The sequence below is a fragment of the Gordonia sp. p3-SID1431 genome, from assembly GCF_025143765.1.
GTDB lineage: Bacteria > Actinomycetota > Actinomycetes > Mycobacteriales > Mycobacteriaceae > Gordonia > Gordonia hongkongensis.
Genome location: NZ_JAMBDT010000003.1, coordinates 45,911 through 65,655, shown reverse-complemented (window position 1 = coordinate 65,655; position 19,745 = coordinate 45,911). Strand labels below are relative to the sequence as shown.

At 68.1% G+C, this 19,745-nt stretch carries 16 protein-coding genes; 11 read left to right on the top strand and 5 right to left on the bottom strand.

Translation table 11 applies throughout. The features are described 5' to 3' along the window. Window positions 1-2 precede the first annotated feature (2 nt). A complete protein-coding gene (locus tag M4D77_RS01855) occupies window positions 3-3,317 on the top strand; it encodes a BTAD domain-containing putative transcriptional regulator (protein ID WP_159371634.1) in 3,315 nt (1,104 codons plus the stop codon). Here M4D77_RS01855 and M4D77_RS01850 read toward each other — a convergent pair. The 3 genes from M4D77_RS01850 to M4D77_RS01840 all read right to left on the bottom strand — a co-directional run bounded on the left by M4D77_RS01850 (window position 3,295) and on the right by M4D77_RS01840 (window position 7,282). Continuing rightward, window positions 3,295-3,984 carry a hemerythrin domain-containing protein gene (locus M4D77_RS01850; RefSeq protein ID WP_159371994.1) on the bottom strand — a complete coding sequence of 230 codons (690 nt, stop codon included), beginning with the start codon at window positions 3,982-3,984 and terminating at the stop codon, window positions 3,295-3,297. The two genes, M4D77_RS01855 and M4D77_RS01850, sit on opposite strands and share 23 nt — an antisense overlap. A 139-nt stretch (window positions 3,985-4,123) precedes the next feature. Beyond that, window positions 4,124-4,879 (bottom strand): dienelactone hydrolase family protein, encoded by a 756-nt coding sequence (locus tag M4D77_RS01845; RefSeq protein WP_159371633.1) that lies wholly within the window; start codon window positions 4,877-4,879, stop codon window positions 4,124-4,126. A gap of 33 nt (window positions 4,880-4,912) precedes the next feature. Then, on the bottom strand, window positions 4,913-7,282 hold the full coding sequence (locus tag M4D77_RS01840; protein WP_159371632.1) for an ATP-dependent DNA ligase: 2,370 nt from the start codon (window positions 7,280-7,282) through the stop codon (window positions 4,913-4,915). Window positions 7,283-7,354: 72 nt separating this feature from the next. Here M4D77_RS01840 and M4D77_RS01835 point away from each other — a divergent pair, with 72 nt between their 5' ends. The 3 genes from M4D77_RS01835 to M4D77_RS01825 all read left to right on the top strand — a co-directional run bounded on the left by M4D77_RS01835 (window position 7,355) and on the right by M4D77_RS01825 (window position 11,131). Next, window positions 7,355-8,371, top strand: coding sequence for a Ku protein (locus tag M4D77_RS01835; protein WP_159371631.1), 1,017 nt, complete (start codon window positions 7,355-7,357; stop codon window positions 8,369-8,371). A 71-nt stretch (window positions 8,372-8,442) separates the two neighbouring features. After that, window positions 8,443-9,777, top strand: a complete 1,335-nt coding sequence (locus M4D77_RS01830; RefSeq protein WP_259935388.1) for an MFS transporter — start codon at window positions 8,443-8,445, stop codon at window positions 9,775-9,777. 106 nt (window positions 9,778-9,883) lie between these two features. Further along, window positions 9,884-11,131 (top strand): hypothetical protein, encoded by a 1,248-nt coding sequence (locus tag M4D77_RS01825; protein WP_259935387.1) that lies wholly within the window; start codon window positions 9,884-9,886, stop codon window positions 11,129-11,131. A gap of 61 nt (window positions 11,132-11,192) precedes the next feature. Here the strand turns inward: M4D77_RS01825 and M4D77_RS01820 are convergent, their stop codons facing one another. Further along, window positions 11,193-12,104 (bottom strand): LysR family transcriptional regulator ArgP, encoded by a 912-nt coding sequence (locus M4D77_RS01820; protein WP_068970291.1) that lies wholly within the window; start codon window positions 12,102-12,104, stop codon window positions 11,193-11,195. Window positions 12,105-12,162: 58 nt separating this feature from the next. Next, complete coding sequence (locus M4D77_RS01815) at window positions 12,163-13,224, bottom strand: ABC transporter permease (protein WP_065630431.1); 1,062 nt, start codon at window positions 13,222-13,224, stop codon at window positions 12,163-12,165. A 93-nt stretch (window positions 13,225-13,317) separates the two neighbouring features. On the opposite strand from M4D77_RS01815, the gene M4D77_RS01810 reads away from it, so the two are divergent. From M4D77_RS01810 to crtI, 7 genes are all read left to right on the top strand, one after another. Then, window positions 13,318-13,941 carry a TetR/AcrR family transcriptional regulator gene (locus tag M4D77_RS01810; protein WP_259935386.1) on the top strand — a complete coding sequence of 208 codons (624 nt, stop codon included), beginning with the start codon at window positions 13,318-13,320 and terminating at the stop codon, window positions 13,939-13,941. 69 nt (window positions 13,942-14,010) lie between these two features. Further along, on the top strand, window positions 14,011-14,637 hold the full coding sequence (locus M4D77_RS01805; protein ID WP_065630284.1) for a LysE/ArgO family amino acid transporter: 627 nt from the start codon (window positions 14,011-14,013) through the stop codon (window positions 14,635-14,637). 208 nt (window positions 14,638-14,845) lie between these two features. Then, window positions 14,846-15,712 carry a YhjD/YihY/BrkB family envelope integrity protein gene (locus M4D77_RS01800; protein ID WP_068970294.1) on the top strand — a complete coding sequence of 289 codons (867 nt, stop codon included), beginning with the start codon at window positions 14,846-14,848 and terminating at the stop codon, window positions 15,710-15,712. Next, window positions 15,696-16,439: a CDP-alcohol phosphatidyltransferase family protein gene (locus M4D77_RS01795; RefSeq protein WP_259935385.1), complete on the top strand. Its 744-nt coding sequence runs from the start codon at window positions 15,696-15,698 to the stop codon at window positions 16,437-16,439. Before M4D77_RS01800 ends, M4D77_RS01795 begins: the two co-directional genes overlap by 17 nt. A gap of 98 nt (window positions 16,440-16,537) precedes the next feature. Beyond that, the gene (idi, locus tag M4D77_RS01790; protein ID WP_259935384.1) at window positions 16,538-17,107 is read left to right on the top strand and encodes an isopentenyl-diphosphate Delta-isomerase; all 570 of its coding nucleotides are present in this window, start codon (window positions 16,538-16,540) and stop codon (window positions 17,105-17,107) included. 44 nt (window positions 17,108-17,151) lie between these two features. Continuing rightward, entirely contained in the window at window positions 17,152-18,090 is a 939-nt protein-coding gene (locus M4D77_RS01785; protein WP_259935383.1) for a squalene/phytoene synthase family protein, read from the top strand. Next, window positions 18,087-19,691, top strand: a complete 1,605-nt coding sequence (gene crtI, locus M4D77_RS01780) for a phytoene desaturase family protein (RefSeq protein WP_259935382.1) — start codon at window positions 18,087-18,089, stop codon at window positions 19,689-19,691. The genes M4D77_RS01785 and crtI overlap by 4 nt, the downstream gene beginning before the upstream one ends. Window positions 19,692-19,745: the final 54 nt, after the last annotated feature.

The following is a 19,745-nucleotide window of genomic DNA, read 5'->3' as shown; positions in this document are numbered from 1 at the left end:
GTATGGGGGTTCGGGATGGGCGTCCGGCCGGTGGTGCCGGTTCGACGCTCCGGATCTCGGTGCTGGGTCCCATCTCCTGCGAACTCGATTCCGAGGTGGTCGACCTGGGCCCGCGCCGGCAACGGGCGGTCTTGGCCCGCTTGGTGGCCGGCCGCGGTCGGGTGGTGTCCACGGATCGGTTGATCGACGATCTGTGGAACGGGGAACCACCGCCGAAGGCACTGGCAGGCCTCCAGGTGCAGGTGTCCAATCTGCGACGCGTCATCGAACCGTCTCGCCCACCCCGCGCTCCGGCGACCGTGCTCGTCAGTGAGCAACCGGGTTATGCGTTACGGCTACCCCGTCCGAGCGTCGACGTCTGGGAATTCGAGGCCGTCGTCACCGTCGGCGGCGACGCGGACGATCCCGCCTCGAGGCTCCGCGAGCTGGATGGCGCGCTGCGGATGTGGCGCGGCGATCCCTACGGCGCCTGTTCGGGTGAGAGCTGGGCACAGCCCGAAGTCGCCCGACTCCACGATGTACGCCGGTCGGCGATCGAGCAGTGGGCCTCACTGGCGGTCGACCACGGACGCGCGGCGGAGGTGGCGCAGGTGCTGGCTGCGGAGTGCGACGACCAACCGGCCCGCGAAGAGTACTTCCGGTTGCTCGCGCTGGCGCAGTACCGACTGGGGCGGCAGGCAGACGCCCTGGCGACGCTGCGCCGGCTGCGGACGTACCTCGCCGACCAACTCGGAGTGGATCCAGGACCGCCGATCCAACTGCTCGAACGCGACATCCTGCAGCAGGCGCCCACCCTGGCGGCGCCGGTCGCACCGCCGGTGTCGGAGACGCCGAAACCGCCGAGCGTGCCGCCCGTCACCGCGTCGGCGGGTCGTCGCGAACCCGCCGGACGGGAGAACGAACTCGCGGCACTGCTCGGTCACGCCGAGGCCGCGAGCGCGACCGGTCTGCGCGTCGTATGGGTGAGCGCGGAGGCCGGCGGCGGCAAAAGCACGTTCGCGGATTCACTCGTCGACCGTCTGGGCGCCGCCGGCTGGGCCGGGGCGATTGGACACTGCCCCGAGGTCGACGGCGCCCCGACAGCCTGGGCGTGGCGAGAGATACTGCAGCAGGCGAAGTTTCGTGGCGATCTGACGTCGGACGAGGGATTGGACAATTCGTTCGACATCGCCCGGCGGGTGATGGAAGCCTGCGGTTCGCACTCCGACGCACCGGGGACGGTCCTCGTGCTCGACGACGCACACCGCGCCGATGGCGCCACGCTGCAGGTCCTTCGGCAACTGGTGACCTGGATGGCCCGGTCTCCGGTGCTCGTGGTGGTCACCTACCGGGCATCGGAAGCCGGTGTGGACCTGCTCGCGACCACGGCATCTCTCGCTGCGGTGACCGCCGAACACATCGAGCTGAAGGGTCTGTCGGAGAACGGTATCCGCGAACTCGCGGCGTCGGTGGGACTGGAATCCGTGGACACCCCGCTGCTCGAGCTGTTGCGCACGAGGACCGACGGCAATCCGCTCTTCGTGCGTGAGCTGGCCAAGCTCGTCGCCTCCCGCGGATTCTCGGCGGCTGCCGCCGCGATCCCCCGTGGCGTCACCAGCGTGCTGATGCAGCGGATCGAACGGCTACCTGCCGAAGTCGCGACCGTCTTACGCCTGGCCGCGCTTTTCGGGCGCCGTGCGCCGATCGATGGCGTACTCACCCTGTGGAACAGGAATCCCGACGCCACCGCCGAGGAACTCGTGCTCGACGCGATCGACACGGCCGTCGCCGCCGGATTGCTGACCGCAGACATCGAAGCGGTGCACTTCAACCACGTTCTCGTGCGCGACGCCCTATACGACAGCATCCCCGCGCTGCGGAAGCGGCGATCGCACTGGCAGATCGTGCTGTATCTCGAGCAGACCCCAGGCGTCGATCCGGACGAGCTGGCACACCACGCGGCTCTCGGCGCCGTCCCCGACACGGTCGAACGCGCCCTCGAGCTGGTGACGGTCGCTGCCGTCGCGAGGTTCGGCACCGAATTCAAGGCGGACTCGGCAGACCTGTGGGGGTCCGCCGTGCGTCTGCATGAGATGGCCGGACATGCCGCGGCGACCGCCGACGCGGCCGATCGGTCCGCGTTCGTCGTGGCGTTGACCCACCTGGTGACGGCACTGGCGTTCCGCGGCGACGACACCGGTGAGGCCCGCGCGCGCCGTGGTCAGGCGATCGCGACAGCCCGAGAACTGGGTGACGACGATCTGGTCATGGCCGCGCTGACGTGTTGGCGGGCGCCGGTCATCTGGACGACACGCCGTCAGCGGATCGCCGACACGGAGTTGATCGCCGCGATGACGAGCGCGCTGGGTCGCGCCACCGGTGAGGACCGGGTCTACCTGTTGGTATCTCTGGTCTTCGAACTCGAGGGCATCGACGACCTCCGCGCCATCGAACTGGCCGCCCAGGCCGTGGAGGCCGCGAACGGGCACGAGGACCCCGAAGTCCGTTGCGCGGCGTGGAATGCGCGTGTGTACACCGCCCTCGGGCCGGATCTCAGCGCAGAACTGCCGGCGTTCACCGACGAATTCGACCGAGTGGCAGACGAGTCCGGAGTGCTGGCCTATCAGGCGGCCGCACACTTCTTCTCGTTCCTGGCGCGGGCCGCGCGGGTCGACCTGCCCGGCGCCGTCGCGCGAGCCCAACAAGGTCTACGGTCGGCCTCCAGCGGGCGCGCGGGCGAACTCGTCGTCGTCTTGTCGGCGTTCTCGGCGGTTCTAGAGGTGCTCGGTGACGACATCGACCAGGCAGAGCGCGAGTACCGCGACCTCACCGCGCGACTGCATGCGGCGGGCGCGATCAACGCGGCGGAGATCGGTCTGGTCGGCGAGATGGTGGTCGGGTGGTTCCGCGGTTCGCTCGCACATCTCACCGAACCCCTCGCCGCGATCAACAATGTTGCCCCGCAGATGATCTCCTGGGTGTACGTGGTCGCGCTGCTGGACGCCGGTCATGTCGAGCAGGCGCGCCACGTCGTCCGCACTGCGCCTCCGATCAGCCGCGACTTCTACTGGACCGCGATGTCGGTCTTCCACGCCCGCGCCCTCGTCCGGCTCGAGATGACCGAGGCCGCGGCCGTACTCTACGACGAACTGCGGCGTTGGTCGGGCACGATTGCCGGCCTGAACTCGGGATCTGTCGCATTCGGTCCGATGGACGCGGTGCTCGCCGAGCTCGCCGACCTCCTCGGTGACACGGCCGCCGCGACCGCCCACCGTCGAATGGCCGTGGAGGTGCAGAACACGGTGCGAGCCGGCCTCACCGAACTGGGCCGGCGATGATGGCCTCGCGCTTGTCGAAGCTGCGAACGAGCAGTGTGAGCACGGCCCGGATGACCGGTCCCGCCTCGCGCTTCATCTTCGCCAGCTCGCGCTCATCTGCGTGCCGCATCATTCTCGGTGCCTCGAACCGCATGCTCGCGCCGCTTCGGGCAGCCTTCTCCACTCGGTCCCAATCCGCCACACTCACGTAGCGGTCGACGATCGGGAACACGACCCTTTCTTCGTCGGCGATGTGCTCACCGAGTAGCTGGTGAACGTCGCCGAGGGTCGCGGCGAGCTCGTTCGCTGCGACGCGGTGGTCGGCTTGCGCGGATGTGAAGGCTGCTGTGCGAGCCTGCAGTGCTGCGAGCAGCGCATCGAGCTGGGTGTGATCATCTTTCAGATCGTGGACGTCGACGGCCGCGCCGGCGGATGCGGTGAGGATCGGCCACACCACCTCGTCCTCGATGGTGTGGTGATGATGGATGGACGCGCACAACTGGTCGAGATAGTCGCCGATGGCTTTGCGGCGGCGCCCATCGCACAGTTCACCACCTCCGATGCGGCCGAGGATGTCGGCGAAGCGACGTGTGTCGTCGAGCATGCCGCGGTGGGCGAGTTTCATACCGGTGAGATCGGGGGTGGTCGGCGCGGTGGCATCGGTGCGGGCGGAAGGACGGCTGGTCACGGGGTGTCTCCTGAAGGCTCGTGGTGGCTGATTGCGGCCACTGTGCGCCTCTCGACTTATAAGCGACTTGTAGTCGCCTTGCTGGGCCCGCGGTACCTGTCCGACGATCGGACTCACCGGGGGTCGGAGCGGACCCACCTCACCCCGACAACATCCGCCGGAAGAGAGCCATGAGCTCATCGAAGTGATGTTCGCAGGCCTCGTGGTGATACGCCGCCAGATCGGACATCGTATACCCGTGCGGCGCACCGGGATAGACGGTCGCCGAGTGCGCCACGCCCCCACCGGTCAGGGCGTGCTCGAACTGCGCGACCGCCATCGCGGGCAGTGATGAGTCCTTGTCGGCGTGGATGGCGAGGACGAACGCGTCGATGCCGACGAGATGCAGGTGCGGACTGTCGTGGTCGTCGGTGACGAGGCCGCCGGTGTGGAACATGCCGACCGCGGCGACGTCGTCGGGCCGGGCGGCGGCGATGTTCAGCGCAAGCCGGCCACCCATGCAGTAGCCCGTGACACCGACACGTCCGGGTGCGACGCCCGGCAGCGACTGCAGCGCATCCAGGTAGGCGACGAGGTCGGGCCGTACCGCGTCGGGCGTGAGGGTCCGTGCCCGCGGCATCGCGGATCGGAAGAATGCGGTCCGCGCCTCGGGCAGCAGCAGATCCTCGGTGGGCGCCCACTCGGCCGCGGACCCGTACCGGTGGAACAGGTGTGGCACGAGCACGACGTAACCCCAGGACGCAATGCGGTCGGCCATGGCCTCGATGCGAGGTCGTAGGCCGATCACGTCGGTGAAGAACAGGACTCCCGGTGACGTCCCGGATGAATCGGGCCGCGCCACATAGGCTTCGGTCTCTCCGTCGGCCGCCGAGATGGTGATCGTCTCACCCGTCATGTCCACGCTCCTCTGCTCGGTTCACGCCCCGGGTCACAGATCACCGGGCAGTTTGTCCCTCCGGATCCCCCGCCAGCTGGGATGCCGCAGATGCCCGGCCGTCGTCCAGTCCATGAACCGGACCTCGCCGACGATCTTCGGCAGGACCCACACCGCGCTGGACTCGACGGGCCGTTCGAGTTTGTCCAGGAAGGGTGACCGCGAGATCTCCAACGGTCCGAGTTCCTCTGCAAGCGAACGCAACTGTGCGTCGGTGAAGCCGGTTCCCACGCGACCGACGTAGCGGAGTCCGGTCTCCTCGGGCAGACCGATCAGCAGGGAACCGATGGTGTGGGCGCGGTTGCCGCGGCCCGGCCGATATCCGCCGACCACGACCTCGATGTCGCTCCAGTTCTTGTGTTTCAGCCAGGTGGTCGACCGACGTCCCTGCTGATACACCGAGTTGCGGCGTTTGGCGACAACACCTTCCAGGTTGTGGTCACGGCTGTATTCGACGGCGGCCGATCCCGGTCCGGGGAGCAGCGGCGGCACTTCGACGAAGGCGGAGTTGCGGAACGCGGGCGCCAGCTCCTCGAGGAGTTCGCGTCGAACCGACCACGGCTTGCGCAGTAACGACGAGCCGTTCAGGAACAGGATGTCGAACAGGTGTAACCGCAACGAATACGGCTCGTCGGTGTGCCGACGCGAGGTCAGCAGCGTGAAATTGGTGCGGCCCGACGAGTCGATCGCGACGACCTCACCGTCGAGCACCACGTCCATCAGACCGAGATCATCTGCGAGGCCGGCGAGTTCGGGGAAGTCGGCGGTCATGTCGATACCCGATCGGGAGGTGAGCCGGAACTCGCCGCCGACCGAACGGATGAGGAGCCGATATCCGTCCCATTTGCCCTCGAATGCCCAGTCTCGACCGTTGAGTCCGTCGATCGACTCGTCGGTCGCGAGCATCGGGCGCGGGTCGGTGAGGCTGTCGGGGACGATCGGACGCGGTTCGTCGCTCATCAGGTGGGCGAGCCAGTTCTTCTCGCCGGTCCGGATCAAGGCGTACCGTCCCTGCACGCGCTCGCCATGGAGGCGGACGATGACCTCTTTGTCCCGCCACTTCTCGAGCTCGAATGTGCCCCTGTCCCAGATGGACACGTGACCGCCGCCGTATTCGCCCGCCGGGATGTCGCCCTCGAAGTCGGCGTAGTCCATCGGGTGGTCCTCGGTCTGCACTGCGAGCCGGTTCTGGTCGGGGTCGGTGGGCAGGTTCTTCGGTACGGCCCACGACACCAGGACCCCGTCGTGTTCCAGTCGGAAGTCGTAGTGCAACCGACGGGCGTGGTGCTCCTGGATCACGAAGATCGGTGCCCTCTCGGTCTGCGTATCCGAGGAATCAGGTTCTGCAGCAGAGCTCTCGGCTTCGATGCGCTGTCGATGCGCTTCGTCGCCGAAGGGTTCGGGTGTCTTCGACTGGTCGCGCTTGCGCCGGTACTCCTTCAGGTTGATGACCTGTCCCGCCGCGGGCTCGACGACGACCTCCGGCTCGTCGTCGTAGGGGGCGTCCAGGCCGTCGAGGAGATCGCCGAACTCCTCGACGCGGTCCAGCACCTCGGTGTAGAGCAGTTGGGAGAGTCCGGGGTCCTCCATCTCCTCCCAGGTGCGCGGCGCGGCCACCCACGGCTGCTCGCGGCCCCGCATCGAGTACGGCGCGAGAGTGGTCTTGGCGGCGGTGTTCTGGCTCCAGTCGATGAAGACCTTGTCGTCGCGCAGCGATTTGGACATCTTGGCGGTGATGAAATCACTGTGCTGACGGGCGAACTCGTTGGCGACCTCCTGCGCCACCTTGCGCGCCGCATCCGACGTCACGGGCTTCGGGAGCCGCGCGTAGAGGTGGATGCCCTTGCCGCCGCTGGTCACCGGGTACGTCGTCGCACCGCCGAGCCAGTTGCGGATCTCGCACGCCACCTCCGCGGTCCGGTGCAGCGGCACCCGCGGGCCGGGATCGAGGTCGAACACGATGCGGTTGGCCATCGGTGCGCCGTCGGGCCCCATGGGAAGCCGCCACTGCGGCGTGTGGATCTCGAGCACGGCCATCTGCGCGAGCCAGACCAGCGTGGCCCGATCGTCGGCCATCGCATAGTTGATGACCCGCTCGCTGTGCTGGATGCCGTGGCGTCGGATCCAGTCGGGTGCGCTCTCGGGAACGTTCTTCTCGAAGAACGGGGTCGACTCGACACCGTTGGGCCACCTCTTACGGGTGATGAGGCGGTTGCGTACGTGGGGGAGGAGGACATCGGCGATCCGCGAGTAGTAGTCGATGACCTCGAACTTCCGCGTCCCCGTCGCCGGATAGAGCACCTTCGAGAGATTGGTGATCGAGATCCGCCGACCGTCGACCTCCAGTGTCTCGCCGCCTGCCATGCGTCCCATTGTCCACAACGCCGGTCAGAACGTCGCGCAGCTTGCCGCCATCCGGCCCGGATCCCTGGCAGAATGGCCCTCATGCGCTCGATCTGGAAGGGCGACCTCAGCTTTGGCCTGGTCAACGTGCCGGTCAAGGTCTATTCCGCGACCGAGAGTCACGACCGGAAGTCGTATCAGGTCGACTCGTCGGACGGAACCCGCATCCGTTATCGCCGCGTGCGCGAGGGCACCGACACCGAAGTCGACTACGGCGACATCGCCAACGCCTACGAATCCGAGTCCGGCGAGACCGTGATCCTCACCAAAGAAGACCTCGCCTCGCTGCCGGTGCAGAAGAGTCCCGAGATCTCGATCCTGGAGTTCGTACCCGCCGAGCAGGTCGATCCGATCTACTTCGACAAGCCCTACTACCTCGAACCGTCGTCGAAGTCGCCGAAGGCCTACGTCCTGCTGGCCAAGGCGCTGGAGGAGACGGACCGGCTCGCGATCGCCTCCTTCACCCTGCGCAACCGGACACGCGTGGCCGCGCTGCGCGTCGTCGACGGGGTGATGACGCTGCAGACGCTGCTGTGGCCCGACGAGGTCCGCAAACCCGACTTCGGCTTCCTCGACGACGACACCGAGATCCGCGATCAGGAACTGCAGATGGCGGCCTCGCTGATCGAGTCGATGGCATCGGACTACGACCCCTCCGAGTTCGAGGACACCTATCAGAACGAGCTGACAAAGCTCATCGAGGCGAAGTCCGAGGGCGGCGAGGCGTTCCCCGAATCCGACGACGAAGACAAGGACACCGAAGACTCCGACGTTGCCGATCTCCTCGCCGCGCTGCGCGCATCGGTGAAGGACCGCGGGGGTTCCGATTCGAAGGATTCGGATTCGGACTCGAAGGACACCGCGGCGAAGAAGGCACCGGCCAAGAAGGCTGCGGCGAAGACGGCCGCGAAGAAGGCGCCGGCCAAGAAGACCGCTTCCAGGTCGACGGCGAAGAAGGCCTCCTCGGGCAGCTCGGGGTCCGGCGAGTCCGGGAGCAAGTCCACGGCCAAGAAGGCGCCCGCCAAGAAGTCCTCGCGCAAGGCGAGCTGACCCGCACCGCCGGACAACGGCGGTCCGAAAAGGGTTGGCACCACGCCCGCGGGTTCGGGCAAGCTCGAAGGGTGACTTCCGCCGCCGACTCCCGTCTGCCCCGCGCGCTGCTGCCGTTCGCGCGTCGGCAGTACCGGCTGCTCGCGTCCGGACTGATCCTCGCCATGTTCGCCGATGGCGTGTGGACGATCGCGGTGATCTGGCAGATCATCGCGCTCGGCGGCGGGCCGGGTCAGGTGTCGCTGGCAACTGGCGTGGCCGCGGTGGGAATGCTGTTCTCCACGTTGGCCGGTGGTGTGCTCGCTGACCGTATTTCGCAGCGCCACATCATGATCGGCCTCGAGGTCGCGAAGATGGTCGCGTTCGGCGCGATTGGTCTGGCGTCGATCGCCGGCGTGCTGCAGCTCTGGCACGTGGTGGTGGCGTCCCTGCTGGGCGGCATCACCACCGGGATGTACTACCCCGCCTACTCGGCGCTGCTCCCCGGTGTCGTCGCGCCGACGGAGCTACAGGCGGCCAACGGTATCGAGGGCTTCTTCCGCCCCGTGGTGTTCCAGGCGGTCGGGCCGATGGTCGCCGGCGCGGTCATCGGTGCCTGGGCCCCGGGACCCGCGGTGTTGATGGCGGCGGTCGCCGCGATCCTGTCGAGTGTCTGCTATCTCGGGATGGCACCGGTCACCGCGCGCCGGTTCGGCGAGACGGCCGAGAAGGAGTCGGCGGTCGTCGAGGGTGCGGGTGCCCGCCGGATCGTCGGCGACCTGGCCGAGGGGTTCGTCTACATGGCCCGGACCCCGTGGCTGTGGGGGACGCTGCTCTTCGCGTGTGTCCTGGTACTGGCGACGCTCGGTCCGATCGAGGTGCTCGTCCCGTTCGCATTACGTGAGCGCATCGACGGCGGCGCGACCCAGCACGCCTGGGTGCTCGCTGGATTCGGACTCGGCGCGGCCGCGGCGTCACTGGTCTTCGCCTCGATCCCGATGCCGCGCCGGTACCTCACCGTCATGTTCTCGCTGTGGGCGTTCTCCAGCCTGCCGCTGGTGCTGATGGGTCTCGCCGATTCGACGTGGATGTTCGTCGCCGCCGGTGTGACCATGGGCATCCTCTTCGACGGCCCGATGGTGCTGTGGGGAACGCTCTTACAGCGTCGGGTGCCGCCGGCACTGTTGGGTCGCATCGCCAGTCTCGACTTCTTCGTATCGGTCGCGCTGATGCCGGTGTCGATGGCGATCGCCGCCCCGGTCTCGTCGGCGATCGGTCTGACCGCCACGTTCGTGCTGGCCGGGTTGCTCCCGGTGCCGATCGCGTGGGCGTTCTACTTCGCGGCCGGCATGTGGCGCGACGAGATCGAGAACCCCCTTGTCGACGAGTCGAATCCGAAGTTGGTCGACTCCGCTGCGGTCCGTTGACGTGACCTGGAGCACATACTACGGTGACACATCATTCACAGGGCATGACGTGACGTAGCGGAGTGGGCTCGGCGGCTCGGCGCAGCCATTGCAGGAGGCGAAGACGATGGCGGTCTGCACGCCGGGTGACGTCCCGTCGATCATCACCGGCTACCTGGGGTTCGAGTGCGAGGGCGCGAATCCGATTGTCACGATCCGGAATCCGGCCGACCTCGAGCACTGGACGCAACCGGTCCTCGAGGTCACGATCATCCTCGGTGCCGTCCTCGCGCTGATCCACGCGATCCGCCGACTGCGTCGCGACGGCGACCCCACCAACCTGACGGTGTGGATCGGATCGTTGGTCTACCTGTTCGTGATCGAGCCGCCGCTGTACTTCCCGAACTGGTTCCACGCCGAAGAAGCGATGGGATTCATGTTCTCCCACAACGTGTTCACGGTCATGTTCATGTACGACCGGCTGCCGTTGTACATTGTCGCGTTCTATCCGGCCGTGAGCCAGGTCGCCTACGAGCTCGTGCGGGCGTGGGGCTTCTTCGACGGGTCGAAGCGCTCGGCGCTGCGCGGCTCGCTCGTTCTGGCCCTGGTGTTCCAGACCTTCTACGAGATCTTCGACCAGCTCGGCCCGCAGCTCAAGTGGTGGGCGTGGAACGTCGACGCGCCGTACTATCGCGACACCCTCGCCCAGCTCCGAGCCCAGGGCGTCGCCCCCGACGAGCTCGGCAATCCCGCCGCGGAGCCCACACTGGCCGCGGTGCCGTGGGGGAGCGTCTGGCTTTTCGCGACCGTCTCGTTCGCCGTGCTCGTCTACGTCGCGGTGCGCTTGGTCCAGATCCCCACCTCCCGAGGACGCGCCCCGCGCGGATGGTCGTTGTCATGGCGCGTCGTCGTGTCCGGTGTTGTGGCCGTTGTCAGCATGCCACTCCTGTCCATTCCGACGGCGCTGTTCGGCCGTGACGAGAACGCGAATCACGACGCGCAGACCGTCGTGTACTGGGTGGAGATGGCCCTGGTGTGGGGGATCGGACTGACACTTCTGTACGTGCAATGGCGACGCATGCGCAGCGACCCGACGCTGGGCGTCGACGACGCTCGCAGCGCTCGGCCCTTCCTCGTCGTGTTCCCGGTCCTGTTCCTCGGGGTGCACCTCGTACTGTGGTGCGCCGCGTTGCCCGCCTACCTTGACGCCGAGGACGGAATCACCGCCGACAACACACCGATCGGGAGTCTCCCCTACGTGATCGCCTGCCTCGTGGTCGCTGTGGGCGTGCTGGGCGTCGCTGTCGTTCGGGGCCGGCGCACGGTCGACGACAGCCCGGTGGTCGCGGGAACACCGTCGACCTCAGGCGTGTGACAACGTCCGGTTCGTCCACAGCTGGGTCTGCCCGTCGTGGACGGCGACGAGTCGAGCGCGATCAGTGCTGGAGAACCCGCGCGGCGCCGTCGAGGACGCTCGTCGTGAGTGTCTGCAGCAGAGGCGAACTCAGCTTCCAGTGCTGCCAGTACAGCGGGACGTCGATGTGGTGGTCGGCGATGAGGCGGACGCGACCGGTGTCGAGGGCGTCCGCGATCTGGACGACCGGGACGGCGCCCCAGCCGATGCCGAGCGCGACGGCGCGGTGGTATTCGGTCGACGCCGGGATGTAGACCGCGGGCGGGTCGACGGGCCGGCCGGCGAGGGCGGCCGAGATGTTCCGCTGGATGTGATCGTTGCGGTCGAACTGCACCATCGGGGCCCGGGCCAGTGCATCGGCATCGGGCCCGTCGGGTAGCCATGTGTCGATGAATTCCGGTGTGGCGACCGGCAGATAGCGCATCGTGCCGAGCGACTGCAGCGCACACCCGCGGATCGCCAGTGGTTCCGAGGTCACCGCGGCGAGCACGTCGCCGGTGCGGAGCAGGGTGCTGCTGCGGGTTTCGTCGTCTCGGAAGACCTCGACCGCCACCGCGTGCTCCCGGTGGAATCGCGCGAGCACGGGCAGTAACCAGGTCGCGAGCGAGTCGGCGTTCGTCGCGACCGGGAGATGGACACGGGGACGTTCGACCAGCGGCAGATCGTCGTCGTCGGGCGCGCCCACGAACTCGGCGCGGGTCTCGGCCAGCAGTAATTCCCACTGTTTGGCCAACCGGACCAGCACCTCGCCATCGGGTGTGGCCGTCGCCGGCTTGGTCCGCCGGAGGAGTACCCGCCCGGCGGCGGACTCCAGCGCCTTGATCCGCTGGCTCACCGCCGACGGGGTGATGTGCAGGGCGGTGGCCGCGGCGTCGAAGGTGCCCTCGCGCAGGACCGCGGCCAGCGTGCGCAGGCCTTCCTGACTGATGTCCACGAGCCGAGGTTAGTGGTGTGTCCCGCCGGACCGCCGAGACACACCACCGCCGGCCGGATCAGGCGGGGACGGTGTCGCCCGCGGAGTCGGCCCGCCGTCCGCGCACCATGCCGAGTGTGAGGAGCGCGGCGCCGACGGCAATCCAGCCGAGGAGAACGGCGACCTGTCCGGTGATGCTCGCCGCCGGGAAATACGCGACCGAACGGAGCAGCGTGCCGCCGGCGCCGGGCGGCAACCACTGGCCGATCGTTCCCCACGGCGCGGGCAACAGGTACGGCGACGATGCCAGCCCCGACAGCGGGTTGGAGATCAGCACCATCACCAGTGCGGACACCCCGACCCCGGCGGGGCCGAGCAGGCTGCCCGCACCAACCGTGAACCAGGTGATCGCTCCGATCATCAGGGCTGCGGCGAGTCCGACGGGGCCGATACCGCCGTCGATGACGCCCAACCATGACCACGTCGCCGCGAAACCGAACCCGGCCACGAGCGGCCCCAGGACCGCCAGCGTCGCCTGCATGGCGGCTCGGCCGCGCAACCCGATCGCGGCCGCCCCGCCGAGCGCCATGCCGGCGATCAGCAACGGCAACAGTCCGGCGGCGAAACCCGTTCCGCGGGCATCTGTCTCGGGAGTGGGGACCACGGATTCGACGGCGACCGGTACACGCTGGGCGGTGGCGATGCCGTTCCCGACCCCGGCGACGACCTGCGCCAGCACCGGCGAACCCGCCTCCGCGGTCAGCACCGTGACCCCGCCGGGCCCGACCGCGATCGCGCCGACCAGGTCGCGCCGTTCGATGGCGGCACGCGCGTCCTCGGTGTCGGCGAATCGTTCGACGGCGAAGGCGTCTTCACCGGCCCGGTCGGCGAGCGCCGTCTCGATCGCCTGTGCCGCGGGCGGTGGTGCGACGAGACCCAGTGGGGCTTGATGCGGCTCGGGATCGACGGCCAGTGACACGAACATCGCGGCGATCGCGATCACGAACGTCGGGATCAGCAGCGCCATCACCGCCACGAGGCGCCAACTGGGTGCACGCCCGGTCGGGGGCGCACCGTCGGCCTCCGCGGTCGCAACGGGCGCCCGATCGCGCGAATCTGTCGAGTGCAGTTCAGTGCTCATGACCACTCCTAAAAAGAACGAATCTTCGTTTTTCTGAGTATGCGCGGAGGGCCGCGAGGAATCAAGAACGAATATTCGTTTTAGACTGTCGGCATGCCCAAGATCAGCGACGAACGCAAGCTCGAACGAAGTCGGCAGATCCTCGCCGCCGCTCGCCGATGCTTCGTCGACAAGGGGTTCCACCTCACGTCGATGTCTGACGTGATCCGGGAATCCGGGCTCAGTGCGGGTGCCGTCTACTCGTACTACTCGTCGAAAGAGGAACTGATCGCCGCCGTGGCGCGGTCGATCTTCGCCGCCTACGAGTCGGGGATCAGCAGCTTCGACGACCCGGTAGAGCAACCCCCGTCGCCTGAGGCGGTTGTACGCGCACTGGCCGAACGGGTCCTGCTGGAGATCGCGCCGATGACCGACGGCTTCCGGATGGTCCTGACGGTATGGGGTGAGGCCGCCAACAACCCGGAGCTGCGCGAGACCGTGCGCGACATCATCCGTGGACTGCGGGGGGTCTTCGAACGCGTGCTGACGGCCTGGCGGGCCGCGGGCCACGAATTGCCCGCGGAGCCTGCGGTGCTCGCGCAGGTGATGGTCTCGGCGATGCAGGGGGTGGTCGTTCAGCAGGGCCTGGTCGGTGACCTTGATGTCACCGACTACATCGAGGCCTTGTGCGCGGTTCTACGTGGCATCGGACTGGGCGACGAAATGTCCCCAATCTGAAGTTCAACTGTTCATTCGTGTAAAAGTTTCGCTGTACTGACCGGGGCGTGTCGCCCTAGCGTCGTCCCGGTGATCGCCTACCTCGTACCGACACTTGCCGGGCTCCTCACCGGCGCCGGTCTGATCATCGCCATCGGACCCCAGAACGTCTTCGTGCTGCGTCAGGGCGTCGCCCGCAGGCACACCGGTCAGATCGTCGCGGTCTGCGCGCTCTCCGACGTCGTTCTCATCGTGGCAGGGGTTGCCGGCCTCGGCGCGCTCGTCGCCGCGCATCCGGAGGTGGTGACGTTCGCGAAGGCGGCCGGCGGACTGTATGTCGGGGCGTTGGGCGTCATGGCCGCCAGACGCTGTGTGCGCAGTGACGAGGCCATCGCAGCCGCCACCGACGAGAGCGGGGCCGAGTCCACCGGCCGCTGGGTGGCGGTGGGTACGGCCCTGGCTCTGACCTGGCTCAACCCGCACGTCTACCTCGACACGGTCATCACCATGGGTGCCATCGCCAACGGTCACGGAAACGGCAAGTGGGCGTTCGCCTTCGGTGCCTGCATCGCGAGTGTCCTGTGGTTCACCGCGCTCGGCGGCGGTGCTCGGAGACTGTCCGGGTTCTTCGCGAGTCCGCGGGCGTGGAAGATGCTCGACGCGGTGGTCGCGGTCATCATGCTGGGGATGGCGATCGCGCTGTTCGCGTCGATCTGACACGCATTCCGAGCATGTGCGGGGCGCTCGTCGGTGACCGGTGTCGTCACCCGGGATCCCCCCGCAGCCGGACAGGTGCAGGACCGCGGTGGATGCGACAAGGTGATCACGCTGGAGTCACCGAGGACTCAGATCGGACACTGCTGCGGCGCGAGTGGGGTGTTTCGGGTATCCCGGAGGGGTGACACCGCGCCGATCGGCCCCGACGGTGACTCGCGACACCACGATCCGCGAGCAGACGACGACGTTCGACGTGCGTGCGTTGGTGACCGATGTGCGCCATGTACTGGGCCGCGGCGACCTTGCCGCGGCTGCTGCCACCCTCACCTACTTCGCGGCGATCGCCGTCGTGCCGTGGGCGCTGCTGGGGATCTGGTCGACGACCTGGCTCCGCGGCCCGTCCGCCGAGGAGTCCCTGGCGGAGCTGCGCGTCCTCATCCCACCGGCCATGGGCGGCCGTGGCGTGTTCGACGAGGCCGTCGCGGTCGGTACCGGACTGACGCTGATGGGCGCACTGGTGTTGCTGTTCCCGGCGTCGTTCTACGGCGAGGGTCTTCGCCGCGCGTGTATGACGTTGTATCCGCGCGAGGACCGGTTCACGGGATGGCGGTCTCGGATCTGGGTGCTGGGATTGGTGGTCGTCGTGCCGCCACTGGCGTATGTGGTCGTCGGCGTCGCGGGCACACTCACGACGTTTGCTCCCGAGGGAGGCGGAACCGGTGGTTTCGGCGACCTCGCGGTCCGGATCGTGGTCGAGTTCATCGTCGTGTGGATGCTGGTCACGGTGGCCCTGACCTGGGTGTACTGGAAGGTGACGCCCGGTGAGCCGTCGTTGGGGGTGGCGGCGGCCAGCGCTCTCGGCACCGCGTCGTTCATCGCCGGATTCACCCAGGGCTTCCTGCTGTTCCTGTCCCTGCCGATCGATGTCGGGATCCCGTACGGCGGTCTCCGGGTGATCGGCGGGGTGGTGGCGGTCGGTTTGTGGCTGTACGTCGCTCACGTCATCGTCATCATCGGATGGGCGTTCGGGCAGGCGATCGAGAAGCAGAGGAGGGGACGTGTCCGCGGAGCCTGAGCGAGCGGGCCGGAGCCTCACGGCGGCGTCGGGTGCGGAGCGGACGACGAGCGCCCGGGACGAGGCACTCGACTCGTGGTCGAAGCTCCACGGAGGGCTCGATCCGCGCGCGAGTTTCTGGGTCCGGAACTGGGTGCTCGTCAGCCACGCCTGTGCGCGACCGTTGGCCGGACTGGGCCTCACGCCGAACACCGTGACTGCTCTCGGAGTCATGGCCACCGCGATCGCGCTGTGCCTGACCATTCTCGGCGACTGGTGGCCGCTGCTCGCCGCACTCGTCATCGTCCTGGCGGCGCTCCTCGACGGGATCGATGGTGCGATCGCGGCCCAGACCGGAACGGCCTCGCGGTGGGGGCGTATCAACGACTCGGTGGCGGACCGGTTCTCGGACGTGATGCTCGTCGGCATCGTGGTGGTCGTGGGTGCACCGCCATGGCTCGGCGCGACGATCGCGGTGCTCACCCTCATCCTCGAGATCACCCGCGCCACGGCCCAGGCGGTGGGCATGAAGGGGCCGGGGACGGTCACCGTGTGGGAGCGGCCGTCGCGGGTGATACTGGCGGTCGTCGCAACTGTGAGTGCGGGTTCGTGGTGGTGCGCGGGACTGAGTTCAGCCGTCGCGTCCGGCCTGGCCCTGTTCATCGCGGCAATCGGGGCGGGCTTGGCGTTGATCGGGACGGTTCAGTTGGGGATCGCGGTGCGGAGGCAGACCCGACGGCTCGGATGACTTCTCGTCGCGGGCGGCTCCCATCCGGATCGCGCTCCGGTGACGAACAATGGTGCAAGGAGCAGCTCGCCCGATCCCGATGCGATGAGGAAATCTCGATGACGAACGACTCGGTGGTTCTCGCCGACGCCGATGGCCGCCCGTGCGGCACCGCCGACCGCGAGGGGGTGCACGGACCGGACACGCCGTTGCACTTCGCGTTTTCCTGCCATCTCGTCGAAGAGGGCCGCATCCTCATGACGCGCCGGGCGCTGTCCAAGCGCAGCTGGCCCGGGGTGTGGACCAACTCGTTCTGCGGTCATCCGCGCCCCGGCGAGGATGTCGTCGACGCCGTGCATCGGTATGCCCGGCGCGAGCTCGGTATCGAGGTTGCCGATGTCCGCTGCATCCTGCCGGACTTCCGGTACCGGGCGGTCGACGCGAGCGGCATCGTGGAGAACGAGATCTGCCCGGTGTTCGTCGCACGTCCGCTGGGAACACTTCGACCGGATCCCGATGAGGTCGCCGAGCACGCCTGGGCCGACGTCGACGACGTGTGGTCGCTCGTCGCGAACACCCCGTGGGCGGTCAGTCCGTGGTTCGTCGAGCAGGTGCGGCAGCTGCCGTCCGACGACCCCGGTTCGGTCTACGACACCCATCCGGTGATGTCCCGGGCGTCGAATTCATGACGTCAGGCAATTGGCGTTCAGTCACCAGGGCGAGGAGCGGTCGGATGATGCACATTCCCGGTCACACTCAAGTGATCCCACCTCACCGGCGATATGACGAGGTCGCGGAAGCCTGTGCGGCGATGGTGATCAGGTCGTACTCGAGCTCGTTCGGACTCGCATCGCGTCTGCTCACGCCGCGGATTCGGCGCGATGTCCAGAACATCTACGCGCTCGTGCGGGTGGCCGACGAGATCGTCGACGCCCCGCGCCCGGAGCAGGGGCTCGTCGACCGCAGCAATGAACTCGACCAGCTCGAAGAGCAGACCAGCGTCGCGCTCGTCACCGGGTCGAGCAGCAACCTCGTCGTCCACGCCTTCGCGCAGACCGCCCGCCGGGTCGGTATCGATCTCGATCTGGTCGGCCCGTTCTTCGACTCGATGCGCAGCGATCTGTCTCAGGTCCAGCACGACTTCGAGTCGCTGGCCACCTACATCTATGGCTCGGCCGAGGTGGTCGGTCTGATGTGCCTGCGGGCGTTCCTCGCCGACGAGCCGAAATCCGCCGCCCGGTACGACCACCTCGCACCCGGCGCCCAACGGCTGGGCGCGGCCTTCCAGAAGATCAACTTCCTCCGCGACTTCGGCGAGGACAGCGACGGGCTGGGGCGGCGCTACCTGGTCGGCCTCGATCCCGACGATCCGGCGGACTCCGCCTGGTCGCTCTGGCTGGACGACATCGACCTCGACCTGACCGCCGCTGCGGCCGCCATCCCGCACCTGCCGGCGAGCAGCCGCGTCGCGGTGTGCACCGCGCACGACCTGTTCGCCGAGCTGACCGCCCGCCTTCGCGAGTCGTCGGCCACCGAGGCCCGCCGTACCCGCGTCCGCGTCCCGAACGCCGGCAAGGCGAAGATCGCCGCGTCCGCCGTTGCCCGGCGCGGCATGCCGCGACCCGCACGTGCCGACGCCTCCGGTTTGAACAGAAGGAAGAGCAACGTATGAGCGAGTCCCGACGCGTCGTCGTCATCGGTGGTGGAGTCGCCGGACTGGCAACCGCCGCCCTCCTCGCCCACGACGGGCACGACGTCGAACTCGTGGAGAAGAACGACGACCTCGGTGGTCGGGCCGGTACCTGGGATCGCGACGGGTTCCGCTTCGACACCGGTCCGTCGTGGTGGTTGATGCCGGAGGTGTTCGACCATTTCTTCGAGATGCTCGGGACGTCGACCGCCGAGCAGCTCGATCTCGTCCGCCTCGACCCCGGTTACCGAGTGTTCTTCGACGACAACGGGTCCGATGAGAAGCCGATCGACGTGTTCGGCGACCAAGACCGCAACCGCGCGCTCTTCGACGAGATCGAGCCTGGCGCGGGAGCCGCACTCGACGACTATCTGCGCACCGGCAGGCAGGCGTATGACCTTGCCGTGGAACGGTTTCTGTACACCAGCTTCGACTCGCCCCGTGCCTTCCTCGGCCTGCCGGTGTTACGGCACGCGAAAACGCTTGTCACACTGCTGACGACGTCGCTGCAGTCCTACATCGCGGCCCGCTTCACCGACCGCCGGCTCCGCCAGGTCCTCGGGTATCCGGCGGTGTTCCTCGGTTCCTCGCCCGAGCGCACCCCTGCGATGTATCACCTGATGAGCTGGCTCGACCTCGCCGACGGTGTGCGGTACCCCAACGGCGGCTTCACCACCCTGGTCGACGCGCTGGAGCGGGTTGCGCGGGAACGGGGCGTACGCATCTCCACCGGCACGGCCGCGACCGCCATCCTCACGCGGGAACGCGCGGGGAAACGGTCCACGCCGTCGCGTCGTCGCGCCGAGGTGGCCGGCGTCCGCGTCGAAGGAGCCGACGGCACACCGCGAGAACTGGTCGCGGACATCGTGATCGGTGCCACCGATCTGCACCATCTCGAGACTCGGTTGCTGCCCCGGGAACTCCAGACCTTCCCCGAACGGTACTGGGACCGCGCCACCTCCGGCCCGGGGGCGGTGCTCGCACTCCTCGGCGTACGCGGTGAGATTCCCGAGTTGGCGCATCACTCCCTGTTCTTCACCGAGGACTGGAAGACCAACTTCGACGCCATCTTCGAGAGTCCCACGCGCGTACCGGACCCGGCGTCGCTCTATGTGTGCAAGCCGTCGGCCACCGACCCGTCGGTCGCGCCGTCGGACTCGGAGAACCTCTTCATCCTGGTGCCCGTCCCGCCCGACCCGGGTCTCGGCCGCGGCGGCGTGGACGGCGGCGGCGACCCCGACATCGAGAAGGTGACCGACCGGGCCATTGCGATGATCGGACAGTGGGCAGGTGTTCCCGACCTCGCCGATCGTGTCGTCGTCCGCCGCACCATCGGCCCCGCGGACTTCGTCGACTCGGTCAACTCGTGGTGCGGCGGAGCCCTCGGCCCGGCGCACACGCTGCGGCAGAGCGCGTTCCTGCGCTCGACGAACCGGTCACGCAAGGTCGACGGGCTCTACTACGCCGGGTCGAGCACCCGTCCCGGCATCGGCCTGCCGATGTGCCTCATCAGCGCCGAACTCATCCGGAAGAAGCTCCGCGGCGACCGGTCGGTGGGGCCGATGCCGGTCGCGACACGCTGACCTGCGCCGGAAGGTTTGGAACGCAGATCATCCGGGTACGGTCGCGTGACAGGG